The sequence below is a fragment of the Actinomyces acetigenes genome (assembly GCF_031296635.1).
In the GTDB taxonomy this organism is placed as follows: domain Bacteria; phylum Actinomycetota; class Actinomycetes; order Actinomycetales; family Actinomycetaceae; genus Actinomyces; species Actinomyces acetigenes.
In genome coordinates this window covers 1-15717 of record NZ_JASPFC010000048.1, presented here as the reverse complement: position 1 = coordinate 15717, position 15717 = coordinate 1, and the positions used below count along the sequence as shown (strand labels likewise).

Here is a 15717-nt window from a genome sequence, read left to right as displayed (position 1 = left end):
AGGCCGCGGGCACCACCTGCCCCAGGAGCCGGGTGGCGAGCAGGCTCATCGCCCCGGCGACCTCGGCGGCCCCGACGAGCTGGATCGCCTCCGAGGCCTGCGGGGCGGGCACCTGTTCCATGAGGCCGCGCAGCGCCCGGGTGGAGGCGCGCACGAGCCCGGCCCGGTCGACGACGCTCACGCGCGTGGTCTCGGCGACCTGCTGAGCCGCCCGGTTCAGACCGGTGATCCTGGCGACCCAGGCCGGCGCCTCCTGGGCGGAGCGGCGCAGGACCGCCACCGAGCTGGCGCGCGCCGAGCGCGAGGCGCTGGGGCCTGCCGGGATGAGCGCGCTCAGGCGCTCCACCGTCCGCCAGTCGACGAGGCCCGCCGCTGTGCCCTGGGTCGTCACCGTGACACCTTTCTCGCCGAGTTCACCGGGCTGCCCGAGCCCCTGCCTTTCGCCACTGCGCCGAACACGCCGCCGCGCCTCTCACGAGCAGCCGCAGGAGGCCAGGGGCGCCACGAAGTGGTTGTCGATCGCGGCCGCGGCCGCCCCGACGCCGTTGGCGGGGAAGCCGTTGGCCAGGACCGCGAAGGCCAGCTGGCGCCCGTCGGCGGTGGTGACGACCCCGGCCAGGGAGGAGGTCTGCTCCAGTGAGCCGGTCTTGGCGCGCACCGTCCCGGCGGCGGCGGTGTCGTGCAGGCGGTGGTCCAGGGTCCCGTCCAGGGCGGCGACGGGCAGATCGGCGATGAGGGTGCGTCCGGCCGAGCTGCCCTCGCCTCCGGCGGCCTTGGCGAGGATCTGGGCCAGGAGCCTGGCGGGGACCTTGTTGCCCTTGGCCAGCCCCGAGGAGTCCAGGAGTGTCACCCCGGAGGTGTCGAAGCCGTCCTTGCCCAGCTGGGCGAGCACGGCCTTGGAGGCCCCGGCGAAGTCGGTGGTCTCCTTGGCGTGTGCGGCCACGAGGCGCCCCTCGACCTCGGTCATCGTGTTGTCGGAGGTCTTCAGCGACAGGGCGAGGATGTCGGACAGCGGGGCGGAGGAGACCGAGGCCATCTCCCGGGCGCTACCGGAGGCTGCGGCGCGCGTCGGTTCGCCGTCGACCGTGATGCCGGCCTCGCTCAGGTGCTTGGCGAAGGCCTGGGCGGCCCCCATGGCCGGATCCTCCGGGTAGCCCTGGTTCTGGGTGGCCGAGACATCCACCATGATCGGCTGGATCTTGGCCACGTACTGCTCGTTGCCGGCCTCCCACTTCTCGTTCCACTGGGCACCGGTGAACAGGGTGTCGTCCAGGCGCAGGGAGACCGACGTCGTCCCCTGGGACTTGAGCTTCTCAGCGGTGGCGCGGGCGAGGTCGCCCAGGCCCGCGTGGCCGGCCGTGGCGCTCGGGTCGCCCTCGTTGTCGGCCAGCAGCACGTCACCGCCGCCCACGAGGGTGAGGGTCTGCCCCTCCAGGACGGCCTTGGTCTGAAGGGTGTGCCCCGGCCCCATGGAGGACAGGGCGGCCCAGGCGGTGAGCACCTTGTTGGTGGAGGCCGGCGTCACCCCGGTGGCGGCCGAGCGGTCCAGCAGCTCCTCGCCGGTGGCGACGTCGACGACGGAGGCCGTCACGTTCCCCCCGGTCAGGGCGGCGTCGGAGGCCACGCCCTGGGCGTAGCCGCTCAGGGCAGCCTTGGAGGGCGTGGGAGCCCCCTGGTCCAGGCCGGAGGGGGCGGCGGCGGTCTTGGCGCTGGGGCCGGCCGGAGTCGGGAAGGGCCGGGGGGCGACGTCGGCATAGGCGACCGTCACCGGGCCGGGCAACAGGTCGAGAGCATCGCCCAGGCTGTAGTAGCCGCCGAAAACCAGCAGGCTCGCCGCTGTCAGGGCAGCGGTCTGGACCTTGCGCATACGTCCTCCGGACTGGGTTGTGGACAGGCGGGATGGCCTGTATATCAGGTGGATGGGGCGCCCAGGAGGTTACCGCCACCGGTGCACCGACGTGCAGAGTACGCGTTTACCGACCTCAGGCGCTGTCGTGCGCCACACTAGTGCCATCAATACCCGCCCCGCCGGATCGACGCCGACCAGCAGGCACCGTTCCAGCGCCCAACGAGCTGAAGACACGAGCGAAGGAGGCTCCCCGTGGAGTTCGACGTCACGATTGAGATCCCCAAGGGCAACCGCAACAAGTACGAGATCGATCACGAGACCGGCCGAATCCGCCTGGACCGCATGCTCTTCACCTCGACGCGCTACCCCGACGACTACGGCTACATCGACGGGACCCTCGGTGAGGACGGCGACCCCCTCGACGCGCTGGTCCTGCTGGAGGAGCCGACCTTCCCCGGCTGCGTCATCCGCTGCCGCGCACTGGGCATGTTCCGCATGCGCGACGAGAAGGGCGGCGACGACAAGGTCCTGTGCGTGCCCAGCGCCGACCAGCGCGCCTCCTGGCGTACCGACATCGAGGACGTCTCAGAGTTCCACCGCCTGGAGATCCAGCACTTCTTCGAGGTCTACAAGGACCTCGAGCCCGGCAAGTCCGTCGAGGGCGCCCACTGGGTGGGCCGCGAGGAGGCCGAGGAGGAGATCCGCCAGTCCTTCCAGCGCGAGGCCGACCGCGTCGCCCGCGAGGGACACTGACGCTAGCCAGGCGGGCGGGGCGAGGCGGGGCGGCATACATGCTCTCGGCTACCATCCGCGCCGCTCGTTCCTCGCGCCGCTCCCGCCAGACCCGCCACGCCTTCGAGCACATATGCCGCCCCACCCCTGCTCAGGGGTGGGGCGGTTCAGTGTCCTGGCGGGTTACCTCACGGCGGGAGGACTGCCACTGAGAGTGTTGAGAGACGCACCGCGTAGGGCATGATGCCGGCGGGGTGCCGCCCGCCCCCGCCTCAGAAGCGCACCGCGTAGGGCATGACGCCGGAGTAGCGCATGGGGGTGACGCGCACGGTCATGCCGAAGGTCGGCGCCTCGATCATTGTGTCGTCGCCCAGGTAGATGGCGACGTGGTAGATGCCGGACTGGCTGCCGTCGGAGGACCAGAAGACCAGGTCCCCGGGCTGGGCGGCGTCGAGCGGGACCTGGGTGCCCTCCCCGTACTGCACGCGCGAGGAGTGCGTGAGGTACACGCCGGCGGCCGCATAGGAGACCATCGTCAGCCCCGAGCAGTCCAGGCCCGACGCCGACTCCCCGGCCCACACGTAGGGGGTTCCGATGTAGCCCATGGCCGCGTTGATGGCGGTGGAGGCCGCGTTGCCGGAGTACGACGGCGTGGGCTCAGGCTCAGGCTCCGGGGCCGGGGTGGGAGTGGGAGAGGGTGCGGCCTCCTCCTCATCGGCCGCCTCGGGCTCCGGCTGGGAGGTGGTGGCGGGTTCCTGGGCGGAGGACTGGGGGCTCGGGTTGGGCTGGCTCGACTGCTCCTGGGGAGCAGGGGTCGACTCCTGAGGCTGGGCGGCGGCCTGCTCGGCCTGCTTCTGAGCGAGGTCGGCGGCCGCCTTCTCCGAGGCCGCCTTGGCGGCTGCCTGGGCGGCGGCCTCCTCACGGGCCTTACGCTCGGCCTCGACCTGGTTCTGATACTTCGTCTCCAGCTCGACGGTGGTGTTGCGCTGGGCGGCCAGCTGGACGATGAGGTTCTGGCGGTTGGTGCGGGTGGTGGTGACGGCGTTCTGGGCGTCGTTGGCGGCGGCCTCGGCGTCGGACTTGGCGGTCGCGGCGGCGGTTGTGGCGGTCTCCTTGGCCGTGACCTTCTGGTCGGCGATGGTCTGCATACTCGCGGCCACCGCCTCGAGGGCCTCGACGTTCTGGACCTTGGCGTTGTTCTTCTCGCCGGCCCGGGTCAGGGCGACGTCGGCGTCGGCCAGGTCCGCCAGTGACTCGCTGGTGAGGTAGGGGGTGAGCGGGTCGAGCGGGTTGCCGCTCTCCTGGTAGGTCTGGACGACGATCGAGCCGAGGTCGGAGCGGGCCGTAGCCGTGCTGGAGGCGGCGGCGTCGGCATTGGCCTGGGCGGTCTGGGCGTCCTTGGTGGCCGTGTTGAGCTCGTCGACGGCGGTCAGGTAGTCCTCGTTGGCGACCTGAGCCTTGATCTGGGCCTCCTCCAGGTTGCTGCTCTCCTGAGCGAGCTGGGCCTCCAGGGAGGCGATGGAGGTGGAGGTCGAGCGCTCGGAGGCCTTGGAGCGATCGATGTCGCTCTGATCCACGGGGTCGGCCAGCACCGATGGCGCCAGGGTGCACGCCAGGGCCACCACTGCGGTGGCGACAACACCGTATCCGTGCCGTCTTGGGGGGATCGAGCTCACAGGGGTTCTCCGTCGTGATGGGGCTGAACGTGAGGATGACGCCTCACCCGGGGACCGGCGCCGGTCCGCCGTCGGGATCCGTTCCGCGAGATCACGGGGGCACGGAGCGGATGAGGGGACGAAGACGGCAGACAGCGTCAGCCCGGATGCGACAAAGCCACACTAGTCGCTTTGGCCCCATCTGAAAACAGAATTCACACTATTCACAATCATAACTTACATCTCTGTAGTTAACGGATTGTGCCTGCGCTGACGGGGCTCTTCGTCGTCGTCATATGACCGTGACCGATATGACATCCGGCACAAATGACCGTTTGTGCAGGCCACTCTGGGTTGAAACGGCCGGATCGTCGCCGACGGAAGGCGGTCACTCAGGCCGGACAGGCCGGACAGGCCGGCACCGCCCCGCGGCAAGGGGACGCCGTGAAGGCGCCGCACCGGTGCCGCACCCGCGCCGAGCCCTACACCGCGGCCGCATGGCGGACACGCGTTTGGACCACCCGCGGAGGAAACCGCTAAAGTCGGAGCATGTTCCGTCGTCCTGAGGCCCTTCGGCCGGACGCCCCCACCACGGGGCGAATGCGCAGCTGACGCGCACGCCGCCGTCGGCCCACGTGCGCGTCCCCGCCCTCACCCGCACCATCACAGAAGTTGCAGCAACGGTGACGGCGGACGACTCAGCGCCACGACACCTCGCCCCCTCCTGCTGCCGGGCCGCCTCCGACGCCGGGCGCAGCGACCCAGGCAGCCGCCCGTAGGCGCGCCGCAACCGCCGGCGCGAGGCAGGCACCGCTCGTGGCACTGACATCGCCGCCGGTCACCGGGAACCACCAAGGAGTCCTCATGACCGACCAGCACCCCACCGCCCCCGACCAGGCCGCCCCCCAGGGCGCGCAGCCGGCCCCCTCCCCCACCAGCCCGGCGGGCTGGCGCTTTGAGACCAAGCAGGTCCAGGCCGGGCACGACCCGATGTCCGAGCCCACCCACGCCCGGGCCATCCCGATCTACCAGACCTCCTCCTACGTCTTCGAGTCGGCCGAGCAGGCGGCCTCCCGCTTCGCCCTGAGTGACCTGGGCCCGATCTACACGCGCCTGAACAACCCCACCAATGACATCGTCGAGCAGCGGATCGCGGCCCTGGAGGGCGGTGTCGGGGCGCTGCTGACGTCGTCGGGGCAGGCGGCCACGACCCTCGCCCTGGTGACGCTGGGCGGGGCGGGCAACAACATCGTGGCCTCGCCCTCCCTGTACGGCGGCACCACGAACCTGCTCACCCATACCCTGCCGCGGCTGGGCATCGAGGCGCGCTTCGTGGACGACACGGGCGACCCGGCGGCCTGGGCGGCGCTGGCCGACGAGCGCACTGTCGCCTTCTTCGGGGAGTCGATCCCCAACCCGCGCGGCGACATCCTCGACATCGAGGCGATCTCGGCGGCCGCGCACGAGCTGGGCATCCCGCTGGTCGTGGACAACACGGTGGCCTCGCCGTTCCTGACCCGCCCCTTCGAGTGGGGCGCGGACATCGTGGTGGCCTCGGCGACGAAGTTCCTGGGCGGGCACGGCTCGTCCGTGGCGGGCGTGATCGTGGACTCCGGCGGCTTCGACTTCGCGGCCCAGCCCGAGCGCTTCCCCGGCTTCAACACGCCCGACGAGTCCTACCACGGCCTGGTCTACGCCCGGGACCTGGGGGTGGGCAGCCCGTTGGGCGCAAACCTGGCCTTCATCCTCAAGGCGCGCGCCGAGGGCCAGCGCGACCTCGGCTTCGCGCTGGCGCCGCACTCGGCCTTCCTCATCGCCCAGGGCATCGAGACGCTCTCGCTGCGCATGGAGCGGCACGTGGACAACGCCCTGGCGGTGGCCACCTGGCTGGAGGGGCGCGACGACGTCGCCTCGGTGCGCTACTCGGGGCTGGCCTCCAGCCCTTACTACGAGCGGCACCGCAAGTACTGTCCGCGCGGGGCGGGATCGATCCTCACCTTCGACCTGGCCGGCGGGCGCGAGGCGGGGGCGGCCTTCATTGACGCCCTGAGTCTGTTCTCTAACCTGGCCAACATTGGGGACGTGCGCTCGCTAGCGATCCACCCGGCCACCACGACGCACTCCCAGCTCGATGACGCCGGTCTGGCCGCGGCCGGGATCGGTGCCGGGACCGTGCGCCTGAGCGTGGGGATCGAGCACATCGACGACATCCTGGCCGACCTCGAGCGCGGCCTGGCGGCGGCCCGGGCCGTTGGGGCGGGAGAGCCGAGCGCGGCGGCCGGGGCCTGAGGCGGCGTGCCATGAGTGCGACCACATCCTCCTCCTACCCCGTCTCCAGCGGCAGCACCCAGACCGAGCCGGCCGTCTTCGGCGTGGGCACGGCCTCCTCCAAGCTGGTGGACCGCAAGGCCGGCTCCCCCACGGGCGCCTGGCGGCCCGGCGACGAACCGGGGCACCGTCGGTTCCTGGAGATCGGGGACCTGCCCCTGGAGTCCGGGGAGGTCCTGCCCAACACGGTCCTGGCCTTCGAGACCTGGGGGGAGCTGAGCCCGCAGCGCGACAACGCGGTGCTCGTGCTGCATGCCCTGACCGGCGACTCCCACGTCACCGGCGAGGCGGGGCCCGGGCACCCGACGCCGGGCTGGTGGTCGGACCTGGTGGGGCCCGGGCGGGCCATCGACACCGAGCGCTACTTCGTGGTGGCGGCCAACATCCTGGGCGGCTGCCAGGGCTCGACGGGGCCGTCGTCGACGGCGCCGGATGGGCGCCCCTGGGGGTCGCGCTTCCCGTGGCTGACCACGCGCGACGCCGTCGAGGCCGAGGCGCGTCTGGCCGACGCGCTGGGGATCGAGGTCTTCCACCTGGTCATCGGGGCGTCGTTGGGCGGGCACCGGGCGATCGAGTGGGGGGTCACCCACCCGCAGCGGGTGCGCAACCTGGCGCTGGTGGCCACGGGGGCCTCGACGACCGCTGACCAGCTGGCCTGGTGCCACCTGCAGGAGCTGGCGATCGTGGCCGACCCCTTCTTCTTCGACGGCGACTACTACTCCCACTCGGTGGGGCCGGTGCGGGGGCTGGGGCTGGCGCGGGCGCTGGCGCACACGACCTACCGCAGTGCCGCCGAGCTCGACGAGCGCTTCGGGCGGCGCCACCAGGGCGAGGAGGACCCGGCGGTGGGCGGGCGCTACCAGGTGGAGTCCTACCTGGACTACCACGCCGGCAAGCTGCTGGCGCGCTTCGACGCTAACACCTACCTCATCGTCACCCACTCGATGATGGTGCACGACGTCGGCACGGGGCGCGGCGGCATCGAGGCGGCGCTGGCGAGCGTGCAGGCACGCACGCTCGTGGTGGACGTGGACTCCGACCGGCTCTTCCTGCCAGCCCAGGCTGAGGAGCTGGCCGGAGGTATTCCCGGCGCGAGGCGCGAGACGATCAGCTCCTTGCACGGGCATGACGGCTTCCTCATCGAGGCCGACCAGATGGACGCCATCCTGCGCGACTTCCTGGCCGGGGCTTCCTGAGAACTCAGATCCGCCGCCGAACAGGTGTCCGAAGTGCTCGATGGGTAGAACTTCGCCTTGAAATCGCTTGATCACTCTCGTCGCCGCTAATACAGTGAGCACCACCTACCCACCGGTCACGTATTTGATGGAGAGATGCGTTGTGGATAAGGCCAAGACTCGCGAGAATCTTCAGAAGCTTGCCGACTTCGTGGGCACCAAGACCAGGTCCTTGGGTTTCGAGGACGGGCCGAACGGGCAGCCAGCCAACCCGGGGAGCACGTACGCCCAGGGCATCAATGCCGCGGACACGTGGACATCCACTCTCGCGGATCAGGAAGCCGCCTCAGTCACGGAGCCTCTGAATCAACTAGCAGCCGACTTTGCTGATCTTTACGGCTTACTCAATCAAGAAAAAGATTCTGACGCCTTAAAAGACGACTAGTTCGATCAACGCTTTAACACTTTATTCACCAGCAGTATCGAAGAAAGATTCGCAAATGGGCACCATCAAGCTTAATCCCGACAACTTGAAAAAGAAGATCAAGGGGCTTCGTGACAAGTCCGACGAGGCGGGACGTGCCCGAGGGAGCATCGACACAGAGAGTGAGAGGCTGGGAGACCCTTCGCCCTCAAAAGCGGTCGATACGTTCTGCAACAATTCTGCCACCCACATCGATAATGTTCGCACTTGCGCTGATCAGATCGAGAGCGAGATGAACCGTATCATCGAGCTCAATCAGAGTGGCGTAGCCACCATGAATGGCGGAACAATCACCGTGGAGAACGTTCCCGACACGGTTTTGAAAGGAGGAAAGAACGAGTTTGACACCTGGAGCCAAGGCGCCCTGGACGCTAAGGATCTCCAAACGATTACTGGAGGCGGAACCCCAAAAAGTGGGCGGTCATACGACGAGGTCATAGCTTCGATGAGCACCTACAAGGACAATCCCTCCTACTCTGTTGGGCTCATCGACACAATAGGCCCAGAAAACCTCACACAACTACCACTTGATGCAGAAGATACTTTCGGGCAAAGCGGCAACTCAGCCAATTCAAAGACCGCCAGCGCGCATCTACGCAGTTTAGCCCTAACAGATCTGCTTGGCGCTTGCCTAGCAACCGCATCAACAACCTGGAGCGACAAGGAATCACAAGAAGCAGCCAACAAAATTGTTGGTTCAGTAAACAGCAAAGGTCATTACGGGAGAATAACTGTCCTCAATGCGATTCTCGACGGCAACGACGCAGACCACGACCACATCAACGACCTAAAGTTCGGCAAGACTTTCCTTGTCGAATTGGGTAAAGGGCTGGAGAAAATCGACTACGACGCCGTACGTAGTTACTACAGCTACTTAAATGACGGGGTCCCCGACCATAAAGGGATAGGCGAGCAATTTATCGGCAAATACTGGGATTCCCCTTCGAGGGACCCTCTTTCTGGTGTATTAAGTGCGATGGGGAACAATCCTGATGCAGCTTTAGACTTCCTAGCCCCGCAGGGGATACATCCAGACGGGAACCCTGGGGCAGACACGACCCGTCTGTTCGACCTTTCAAAGCGCGATTGGGACGAAGCCGGACTTTCAGGGTTCACAGCAGCAATCGCTGCAGGTTCATCTAAACGCGGCGGAACTGAAGGGGCTACTCGCGCTGACGACTTGTCGGGATTCTCGATCAAGTACCTTGTTGACAACACCAACAAGGATCTATACAATGACGACACTAAAGCCCACATTGGTCAACTGCTCGCAAACTGCGCTCCTGAAGTAACTAATGCCTGGGTAGAGGGGGGCGTCTACGACCCTAAAACCCGAAAGTATCTTCCAGGATTTCAACCGAGCAGCAACGGCGACCTGTCTCACTACATCACAGACTTGGCTTACACGGTAGCCGACAACGAAGATGCAACCGGAACAATTGCGGCTGGACTTGCAGAGCACGCCCGGCAGCGCTCCCAGGAGAGCATTGCTGGACATAAAACAGATGCAGATAAACTTGCGGGCATTCATGATGCCTATACGCAGGGAGCGGAAGCTGTAGGACTCCTCACAGGACTTGCTGATCAGAAATACAACAACGGAAAAGAAGAGTCATCGAAGAGCGCTAACGCTGCGGTAAACATTTTTACTGATGTAGCGCTTACAGGAGTATCACTATGGGGCGGCCCAGCAGCTACTGCGATCGACTCAACAGCAGGACAGCTCATTAAGCCTGCAGTCACGACGCTAACAAAACCCATCGTCGCAAGCGCGGTAGCCGACGCAACCGGATCCAGTGCCGTTCAGGTTCCTGAAGAAAATTCAGAGCGGTCACTCTGGGCTGCTTCGGTACAGGACGCAGCCAATGCTGGACTACTTGACGAACGGGATTTCACAGCCCCGGGAAGCAATACATACACCTGGATAAAACAGAAGGATGACGGAAGTCATTATATCGACCTTTCAAATACGCACGGCACAAAGAACGGCGAAGTAACCGACTGGGTCAACTCTGTGCAATCACCAGATCCCGAAGGTGCCCCAGAAGAAGCCGAGCGGCCAAGGGACGATAAACTGGACAAGTTAGGAGATGACTTTAAAGGGACCCGAGCAGACGCCCGAGACCGCGGAATTAGCGAAGGCAGGAAACGAGGATGAAGTTAACTACAACACGCCGAACAGTATTGCCTTCAATTGTGATATCATTGATGACGGGGCTCTCACTTGCCTTTAGTGGATGTGGAGCAGTCAGCGAAGCCAGCGCACCAGCATCCATCACAAATGCTGTCAAAGGTAGCGTTAATGTATGTGACCTTGTAGATGCGCAACAACTTGAAGGAGTGACTGCCTCCCAGATCACGAGCTTCGCATACGAACATGATCCGATTCCCGCTAATCAGTCTCCTAACAACGAGACAGTTCTCCCCACTCTTCACTGTAGAATATACTTCCCTGACGATACCGCGTTCTCCAAAATTGAAATCCATTACCAAGGAGGCTCCGTAGTAGACTTTGGCGAAAACGTCGCCGCCGTCCCGTTCGATCAAGCAATGCAGCATGAGGGAGTGGAAGAGATCTCCTCAGACAATGCGAAAGGCCAGGGATTCACTTACGAGAAAAACGATTCAGGACCACTACTCGCTTGGAGGTACCCTGACGGTCACATCCTTACAATGAGAGTCTCATATGCCGTCCGAGGCGGCAAGAACACAGCTGGCTTGAATCAGAACATCCACATGCTTATGTCTATCTTCCAGCTTGTCGGCAATCAAATTCCCCAAGTCGCATCCAGCCCGAAGCAGGAGCTTACATTCTACCCTGAAGACTCCAACCCCCTACGTGACACAGAATCTCCGCGGCCTGTGCGTTGACCTGAACGAAACGGGTAAGAGTTCGATGTCGCTGAGACCCTTGAGTAATGCGCCACGCTTTTTAATGTGACCGCTCGATCGCGGAATCTATCCAGAATTTGGCAACCATTACTTCTTAATCCTGGGTCGCACAGTTCTGTCGCACTGTTGAAATGTTTCTTGCTGTCAAATGTCGTTGGCAGTGTCGTTCAAATGCGGTGCGGCTGTAAGATGGTGACCGTTAAGGTTGATGATGACGTCCTGGAGAGGGGTACGAGTGTGCGGATGACGTGTTTGACGCTGACGTTTTGATGTAGCGGGCTACGACCAGGGAGAGTGGGTCTATGGTTATCGCAGGCAGCGCGTTTCTTGGAGTAGGACCACACCGCCCTCCACGAGCCCGGATGGATGACCGGGTCCCACACCGGCTCAGCCTTGAGACTCTTGTCCCGCTCGCTCCGCGAGCCCCTTCTGGGGGTGATGGAGGCTTATTCGTGGGGTGTATGTGAATATGAGTCCGAGGATGGCTGCGATGGTTTCCGGGAAGGTTTCTAGTGGTCTTCTGTAACCGGTGTGCAGGACTCTCCAGGTCTTGATGTTGGCGATGACTCGCTCGATCTTGTAGCGGACCTGGTTGACGGTCTTGTTGTAGGTCTTGTCGTCAGGGTGAAGAGGCAGGTTCGGGGGTTTTCTCTTGGGGGTGATCATGCCCAGTCCGATGTACCCCTTGTCGCCGATATGGCGTGGTGGTGAGACTCCGTCGGGCAGGTCGGTGGCGGGGACGTCGAGCAGGCCGCAGCGGCGCAGGGCCTTGGCGTCGTGCGTGCATCCGTCCTGAGGGTCGGAGACCCAGGCCAGGGCCCCTGACAGGGTGCAGGCCACCTGGACGTTCAGCCCCGTGGTCTTGTGCTTGCCTAAAGTCAAGCTCGGGGTGGTCCTTCCAGGACCAGCACTCCAGGAGGGTGCCGTCGATGATCAGCTGGGCCGTGGGGTCCAGATCCTCCACCGTTGGAACACTGCCGTTCAGGCAGGCGGCGATCAGGGGCGTGTAGGCGGCGATGACGCGGGAGACGGTGGCCTGCGAGACGCAGTAGACCTCGGCGAGCAGCTCCTGGGGCAGGTTGTGCCTCAGGTAGGTCAGGGTCAGGCGTACACACAGGAACAGGCCCAGCACCCTCGCCCCGAACACCGGCAGGGGGCCGGAAGCGTGAATGGTCTCGCACAGGTCCAGGACATCATCGTGAGTGATCCTCGTGCTACTATTCGTCATGGCGGTTTGCTTCTTGGTTGAGCTGGCTTAGTCACCAAAGATTCTCTCAAGAGCAAGCCGCCACCCTATCTAACGACACACCCCTCTTTTAAACACCCTAAACACCCCTACGAATAAGCCTCATGGCGTCAATGTGGACTGCTGGGTGTTTTTCGGACAGTGCTTGTTTTGTGCTTCAGGCTGCCTTCGTTAAGTGGCTCTTCGTGTTTGAGGGTGTGGTAGCTGGAGCCTATTGAGTTCATAGGTGGGGTGGGTGCGTCGTTGCTTGGGTGGGGGTCGAGGTCCCCCGATGTTGGGAGTTCCTACACAACCGTCACGAGAGACCTCGACGTGCCTGAGACTACCTTCACCGACCCTGATCTGACGACCTTCCTGGGCCCGGCGCCCTGGGACTGACCGCTGTGGGCCAGCTCCTGACCTCGACGAGAGCCATTGTGGAGTGCCGTATGCCGATCGGGTTTGAGGACCCGTTCTGCAGAGCCTGCGGGGCCCAGGAAGTATCCCGTGGGACGGTGGCCCGGCGCCTGGCCCATGTGCCGGTGGGGTGGAGGCCCACGCAGCTGGTGGTACGCGTGCGGCGCTTCGCCTGCACCCACTGCCGCCGGGTGTGGAGGCAAGACACCTCCACCTTGGCTGAACCCAGAGCGCGGCTGACCCGCTCGGCGGTGGAGTGGGGGCTGCGGGCCCTTGCCCTGGAGGCCATGTCCGTCTCCCGTGTCACGGCCGCCCTGGGGGAACTCCTGGCACACCGCCAACAACGCAATACTGACCCGAGCCGAGCAGACCATCACCGGCAACCCTCACCGCTTCGACGGTGTAGAGGTCCTCGGGGTCGATGAGCATGTGTGGCGCCACACCAGGCGGGGGCGACCGCTACGTCACCGTGGTCATTGACCTGACCCCCGTACGCGACCGCAGTGGTCCGACCCGCCTGCTGGACGTGGTCCCGGGCCGGTCCAAGAAGACCATACAAGACCTGGCTCTCCCAGCGCGACCAGGACTGGCGTGGGCGAGCGTGTTCAATGGTTTGTGTAAGCCCCTCCGTTGGAAGGACTGACACTGATGACTGCTACTGATGACGACACACAGAAGGTTCCTACTGGGCGTGATGCGGTTGACCGGCTGCGTTCGCAGGGGGCTTTGGACGGCTTGTTCGAGCAGATTGATGTCGGCCAGGTGAAGATGACCGGGGCTGATGGTCTGCTGCCGGCCCTGGTCAAGGAGGCCCTGGAGAGGGGCCTGGCCGCTGAGCTGACCGAGCACCTGGGCTATGAAAAGGGCGAGCCGACCTCCCAGGCGCGCAGCAACGCCAGGAACGGGACCACACCCAAGACGGTGGACTCCGAGGTGGGGCCCTTCGAGACCTGTGGTGCCTCGGGACCGGGCCGGGACCTTCACGCCGCGCCTGGTGCGTAAGGGCCAGCGTCGTCTGGACGGGCTGGATGCGATGATCATCAGCTTGTATGCCGGAGGAATGACGGTGCGCGACATTCAGCACCACCTGGCCTCCACGCTCAGCGTGGAGCTGTCCGCGGGGACCATTTCGAAGATCACCGACGCGGTCGCTGACGCTGTTCTGGAGTGGCAGCGCCGCCCGCTGGAGGAGTTCTACCCGGTGATCTACCTCGACGCGATCCGGGTCAAGGTCCGCGTCAATCACCGGGTCGCCTCCCGCTCGGCCCATATCGCGGTCGGGGTGGACATGGACGGGATCAAGCACGTGGCTTAAGGATCTGGGTCCAGGCCGAGGAAGGAGCCTCCTTCTGGGCGCATGTGTGCGCTGAGCTGGCCAACAGAGGCGTGAGCGACGTGCTGATCGTGTGCTGCGACGGGCTGACGGGCCTGCCCGAGGCGATCGAGGCGACCTGGCCCCAGGCAACGGTCCAGACCTGCGTGGTCCACCTGATCCGTGCTTCGATGCGGTTCGTGTCCTACGGGGACCGCAAGAAGGTCGCCGCCGCTGTCAAACCCATCTACACCGCCCCGAGCCAGGAGGCCGCTTGGCAGGCCCTGACCGACTTCTCTGAGTCCGATCTGGGGGTCAAGTACCCCCAGGCGGCGGCGACCTGGGAGCGGGCCTGGGAAAGGTTCATCCCGTTCCTGGATTTCCCGCCGATGCTCAGGCGCGTCATCTACACGACCAACAGCATCGAGTCGCTGAACTACCAGCTGCGCAAGGTCACCAAGAACCGCGGCCACTTCCCCTCCGATGAGGCGGTGGTCAAGCTGCTGTGGCTGGCGATCTGCGACGTTGAGGACAAACGAGCCCGAGAACGTGACAAGGAGAAAGGACTGCCACCATCCAAGCGCAAAGCCAAGGGCAGACTCGTCGAAGGACAGATCACCACCGACTAGATACAAGGCCCTGGCCCAGCTCACCACCGCATACCCCGACCGATTCGCCCCCCACCTGTAAACCGCTTACACAGAAACCTTGACAGGCTCGCGTGGGCGGGTTGAGGTGGTGGCCATGGACGGGTTCACCGGGTTCAAGAGCGCCGCCGGCGAGGAGCTCCCACAGGCCCGGGCGGTCATGGACCCTTTTCATGTCGTGTCCCTAGCAGGAGACAAGCTCGACCAGTGCCGCCGCCGCATCCAGAGGGCGATCACGGGCCGGCGGGGCCGGGCAGGTGACCGGCTCTACCGGGCCAGGCGCACCCTACTGACCGGGGCCGGCCTGCTCACCGATGCCCAGGCCGAGCGCCTGGAGAACCTCTTCGCTGATGATCGCCACGCTGCGGTCCAGGCCGCCTGGGGCGTCTACCAGCGCCTCATCCAGGCCTACCGCACCGAGGACCCGGGCCTGGGAAAGTACCTGATGCAACGGCTCATCGACTCCTTGAGGCAGGCCGTCCCAGACTGGCTGGAGGAGATCCAGGCACTGGCCAGAACCCTGACCAGCCGCAGCCAGGACATTCTGGCCTACTTCGACCAGCCCCGTACCTCCAACGGCCCCACCGAAGCGATCAACGGGCGCCTGGAGCACCTACGCGGCATCGCCCTGGGATTCCGCAACCTCACCCACTACACCATCCGCAGCCTCATCCACACCGGACGCCTCAAAGACCACCTGACAACAACCACCTAAACCAGCCGATAAGCCCCACCTACCACACCCCCAAACACGAAGAGCCAGAAAAACTCCCCCAGTCCGAGAAACTGGACTGCTGGGTGTTTTTCGGACAGTGCTTGTTTGTGCTTCAGGCTGCCTTCGTTAAGTCCAGGAAATCGCTTTCGACCTCGTCGGGAGTGCGATACCCTAGGGCTGAGTGAAGACGAGTACGATTGTATCTCAGTTCGATCCATGAGGCAATATCGTTTATTGCCTTGTCCTTCGTGGGATACACCATTCGGTGGACTCTCTCATTCTTGAG

The 15717-nt window shown here is 64.8% G+C and carries 12 protein-coding genes and 4 pseudogenes; 9 read left to right on the top strand and 7 right to left on the bottom strand.

Going from position 1 to position 15717, the window contains the following annotated elements; all coding sequences use genetic code 11:
* Together RIV14_RS12575 and dacB are read right to left on the bottom strand one after the other, a co-directional pair.
* Window positions 1–391 (bottom strand): zinc-dependent metalloprotease (locus RIV14_RS12575; protein ID WP_309325210.1); only part of this gene is annotated, 391 nt, incomplete at its 3' end.
* 81 nt (window positions 392–472) lie between these two features.
* Window positions 473–1867 carry a D-alanyl-D-alanine carboxypeptidase/D-alanyl-D-alanine endopeptidase gene (gene dacB / locus RIV14_RS12570; protein ID WP_075373400.1) on the bottom strand — a complete coding sequence of 465 codons (1395 nt, stop codon included), beginning with the start codon at window positions 1865–1867 and terminating at the stop codon, window positions 473–475.
* A 234-nt stretch (window positions 1868–2101) separates the two neighbouring features.
* Here dacB and RIV14_RS12565 point away from each other — a divergent pair, with 234 nt between their 5' ends.
* Window positions 2102–2602, top strand: a complete 501-nt coding sequence (locus tag RIV14_RS12565; protein WP_010614423.1) for an inorganic diphosphatase — start codon at window positions 2102–2104, stop codon at window positions 2600–2602.
* A 251-nt stretch (window positions 2603–2853) separates the two neighbouring features.
* Here the strand turns inward: RIV14_RS12565 and RIV14_RS12560 are convergent, their stop codons facing one another.
* Complete coding sequence (locus RIV14_RS12560; protein ID WP_081381893.1) at window positions 2854–4257, bottom strand: C40 family peptidase; 1404 nt, start codon at window positions 4255–4257, stop codon at window positions 2854–2856.
* An 843-nt stretch (window positions 4258–5100) separates the two neighbouring features.
* Here RIV14_RS12560 and RIV14_RS12555 point away from each other — a divergent pair.
* From RIV14_RS12555 to RIV14_RS12535, 5 genes are all read left to right on the top strand, one after another.
* The gene (locus RIV14_RS12555) at window positions 5101–6525 is read left to right on the top strand and encodes an O-acetylhomoserine aminocarboxypropyltransferase/cysteine synthase family protein (protein WP_075373401.1); all 1425 of its coding nucleotides are present in this window, start codon (window positions 5101–5103) and stop codon (window positions 6523–6525) included.
* Window positions 6526–6536: 11 nt separating this feature from the next.
* Window positions 6537–7760: a homoserine O-acetyltransferase MetX gene (gene metX / locus RIV14_RS12550; protein ID WP_075373402.1), complete on the top strand. Its 1224-nt coding sequence runs from the start codon at window positions 6537–6539 to the stop codon at window positions 7758–7760.
* A 94-nt stretch (window positions 7761–7854) separates the two neighbouring features.
* Window positions 7855–8184 (top strand): hypothetical protein, encoded by a 330-nt coding sequence (locus tag RIV14_RS12545; RefSeq protein WP_256699368.1) that lies wholly within the window; start codon window positions 7855–7857, stop codon window positions 8182–8184.
* A 55-nt stretch (window positions 8185–8239) separates the two neighbouring features.
* The gene (locus RIV14_RS12540; protein WP_143224247.1) at window positions 8240–10381 is read left to right on the top strand and encodes a DUF6571 family protein; all 2142 of its coding nucleotides are present in this window, start codon (window positions 8240–8242) and stop codon (window positions 10379–10381) included.
* The gene (locus RIV14_RS12535; RefSeq protein ID WP_143224248.1) at window positions 10378–11094 is read left to right on the top strand and encodes a hypothetical protein; all 717 of its coding nucleotides are present in this window, start codon (window positions 10378–10380) and stop codon (window positions 11092–11094) included. Before RIV14_RS12540 ends, RIV14_RS12535 begins: the two co-directional genes overlap by 4 nt.
* 165 nt (window positions 11095–11259) lie before the next feature.
* On the opposite strand, the pseudogene RIV14_RS13825 reads toward RIV14_RS12535, so the two are convergent.
* From RIV14_RS13825 to RIV14_RS12525, 3 genes and pseudogenes are all read right to left on the bottom strand, one after another.
* A pseudogene (locus RIV14_RS13825) lies at window positions 11260–11558 on the bottom strand (hypothetical protein); the annotation flags it as partial.
* Window positions 11503–11955 (bottom strand): transposase family protein, encoded by a 453-nt coding sequence (locus RIV14_RS12530; protein ID WP_428978886.1) that lies wholly within the window; start codon window positions 11953–11955, stop codon window positions 11503–11505. The gene RIV14_RS12530 and the pseudogene RIV14_RS13825, both read right to left, overlap by 56 nt.
* Before the next feature lie 199 nt (window positions 11956–12154).
* A pseudogene (locus RIV14_RS12525) lies at window positions 12155–12343 on the bottom strand (transposase family protein); the annotation flags it as partial.
* A gap of 330 nt (window positions 12344–12673) precedes the next feature.
* Here RIV14_RS12525 and RIV14_RS13820 point away from each other — a divergent pair.
* The 3 genes and pseudogenes from RIV14_RS13820 to RIV14_RS12515 form a co-directional block, all read left to right on the top strand.
* A pseudogene (locus tag RIV14_RS13820) lies at window positions 12674–13356 on the top strand (transposase); the annotation flags it as partial.
* Window positions 13357–13405: 49 nt separating this feature from the next.
* A pseudogene (locus RIV14_RS12520) lies at window positions 13406–14759 on the top strand (IS256 family transposase).
* 18 nt (window positions 14760–14777) lie between these two features.
* Window positions 14778–15431: an ISL3 family transposase gene (locus RIV14_RS12515; protein WP_309325209.1), complete on the top strand. Its 654-nt coding sequence runs from the start codon at window positions 14778–14780 to the stop codon at window positions 15429–15431.
* Between the two features lie 112 nt (window positions 15432–15543).
* On the opposite strand, the gene RIV14_RS12510 is transcribed toward RIV14_RS12515, so the two are convergent.
* The coding region (locus RIV14_RS12510) for an integrase core domain-containing protein (RefSeq protein WP_309325211.1) at window positions 15544–15717 on the bottom strand (174 nt) is incomplete at its 5' end.

Excerpts from the sequence above, each read along its gene's own strand:
- RIV14_RS12535 (WP_143224248.1), top strand. The coding sequence starts at position 10,378 with ATGAAGTTAACTACAACACGCCGAACAGTATTGCCTTCAATTGTGATA.
- dacB (WP_075373400.1), bottom strand. The coding sequence starts at position 1,867 with ATGCGCAAGGTCCAGACCGCTGCCCTGACAGCGGCGAGCCTGCTGGTT.
- RIV14_RS12555 (WP_075373401.1), top strand. The coding sequence starts at position 5,101 with ATGACCGACCAGCACCCCACCGCCCCCGACCAGGCCGCCCCCCAGGGC.
- metX (WP_075373402.1), top strand. The coding sequence starts at position 6,537 with ATGAGTGCGACCACATCCTCCTCCTACCCCGTCTCCAGCGGCAGCACC.
- RIV14_RS12540 (WP_143224247.1), top strand. The coding sequence starts at position 8,240 with ATGGGCACCATCAAGCTTAATCCCGACAACTTGAAAAAGAAGATCAAG.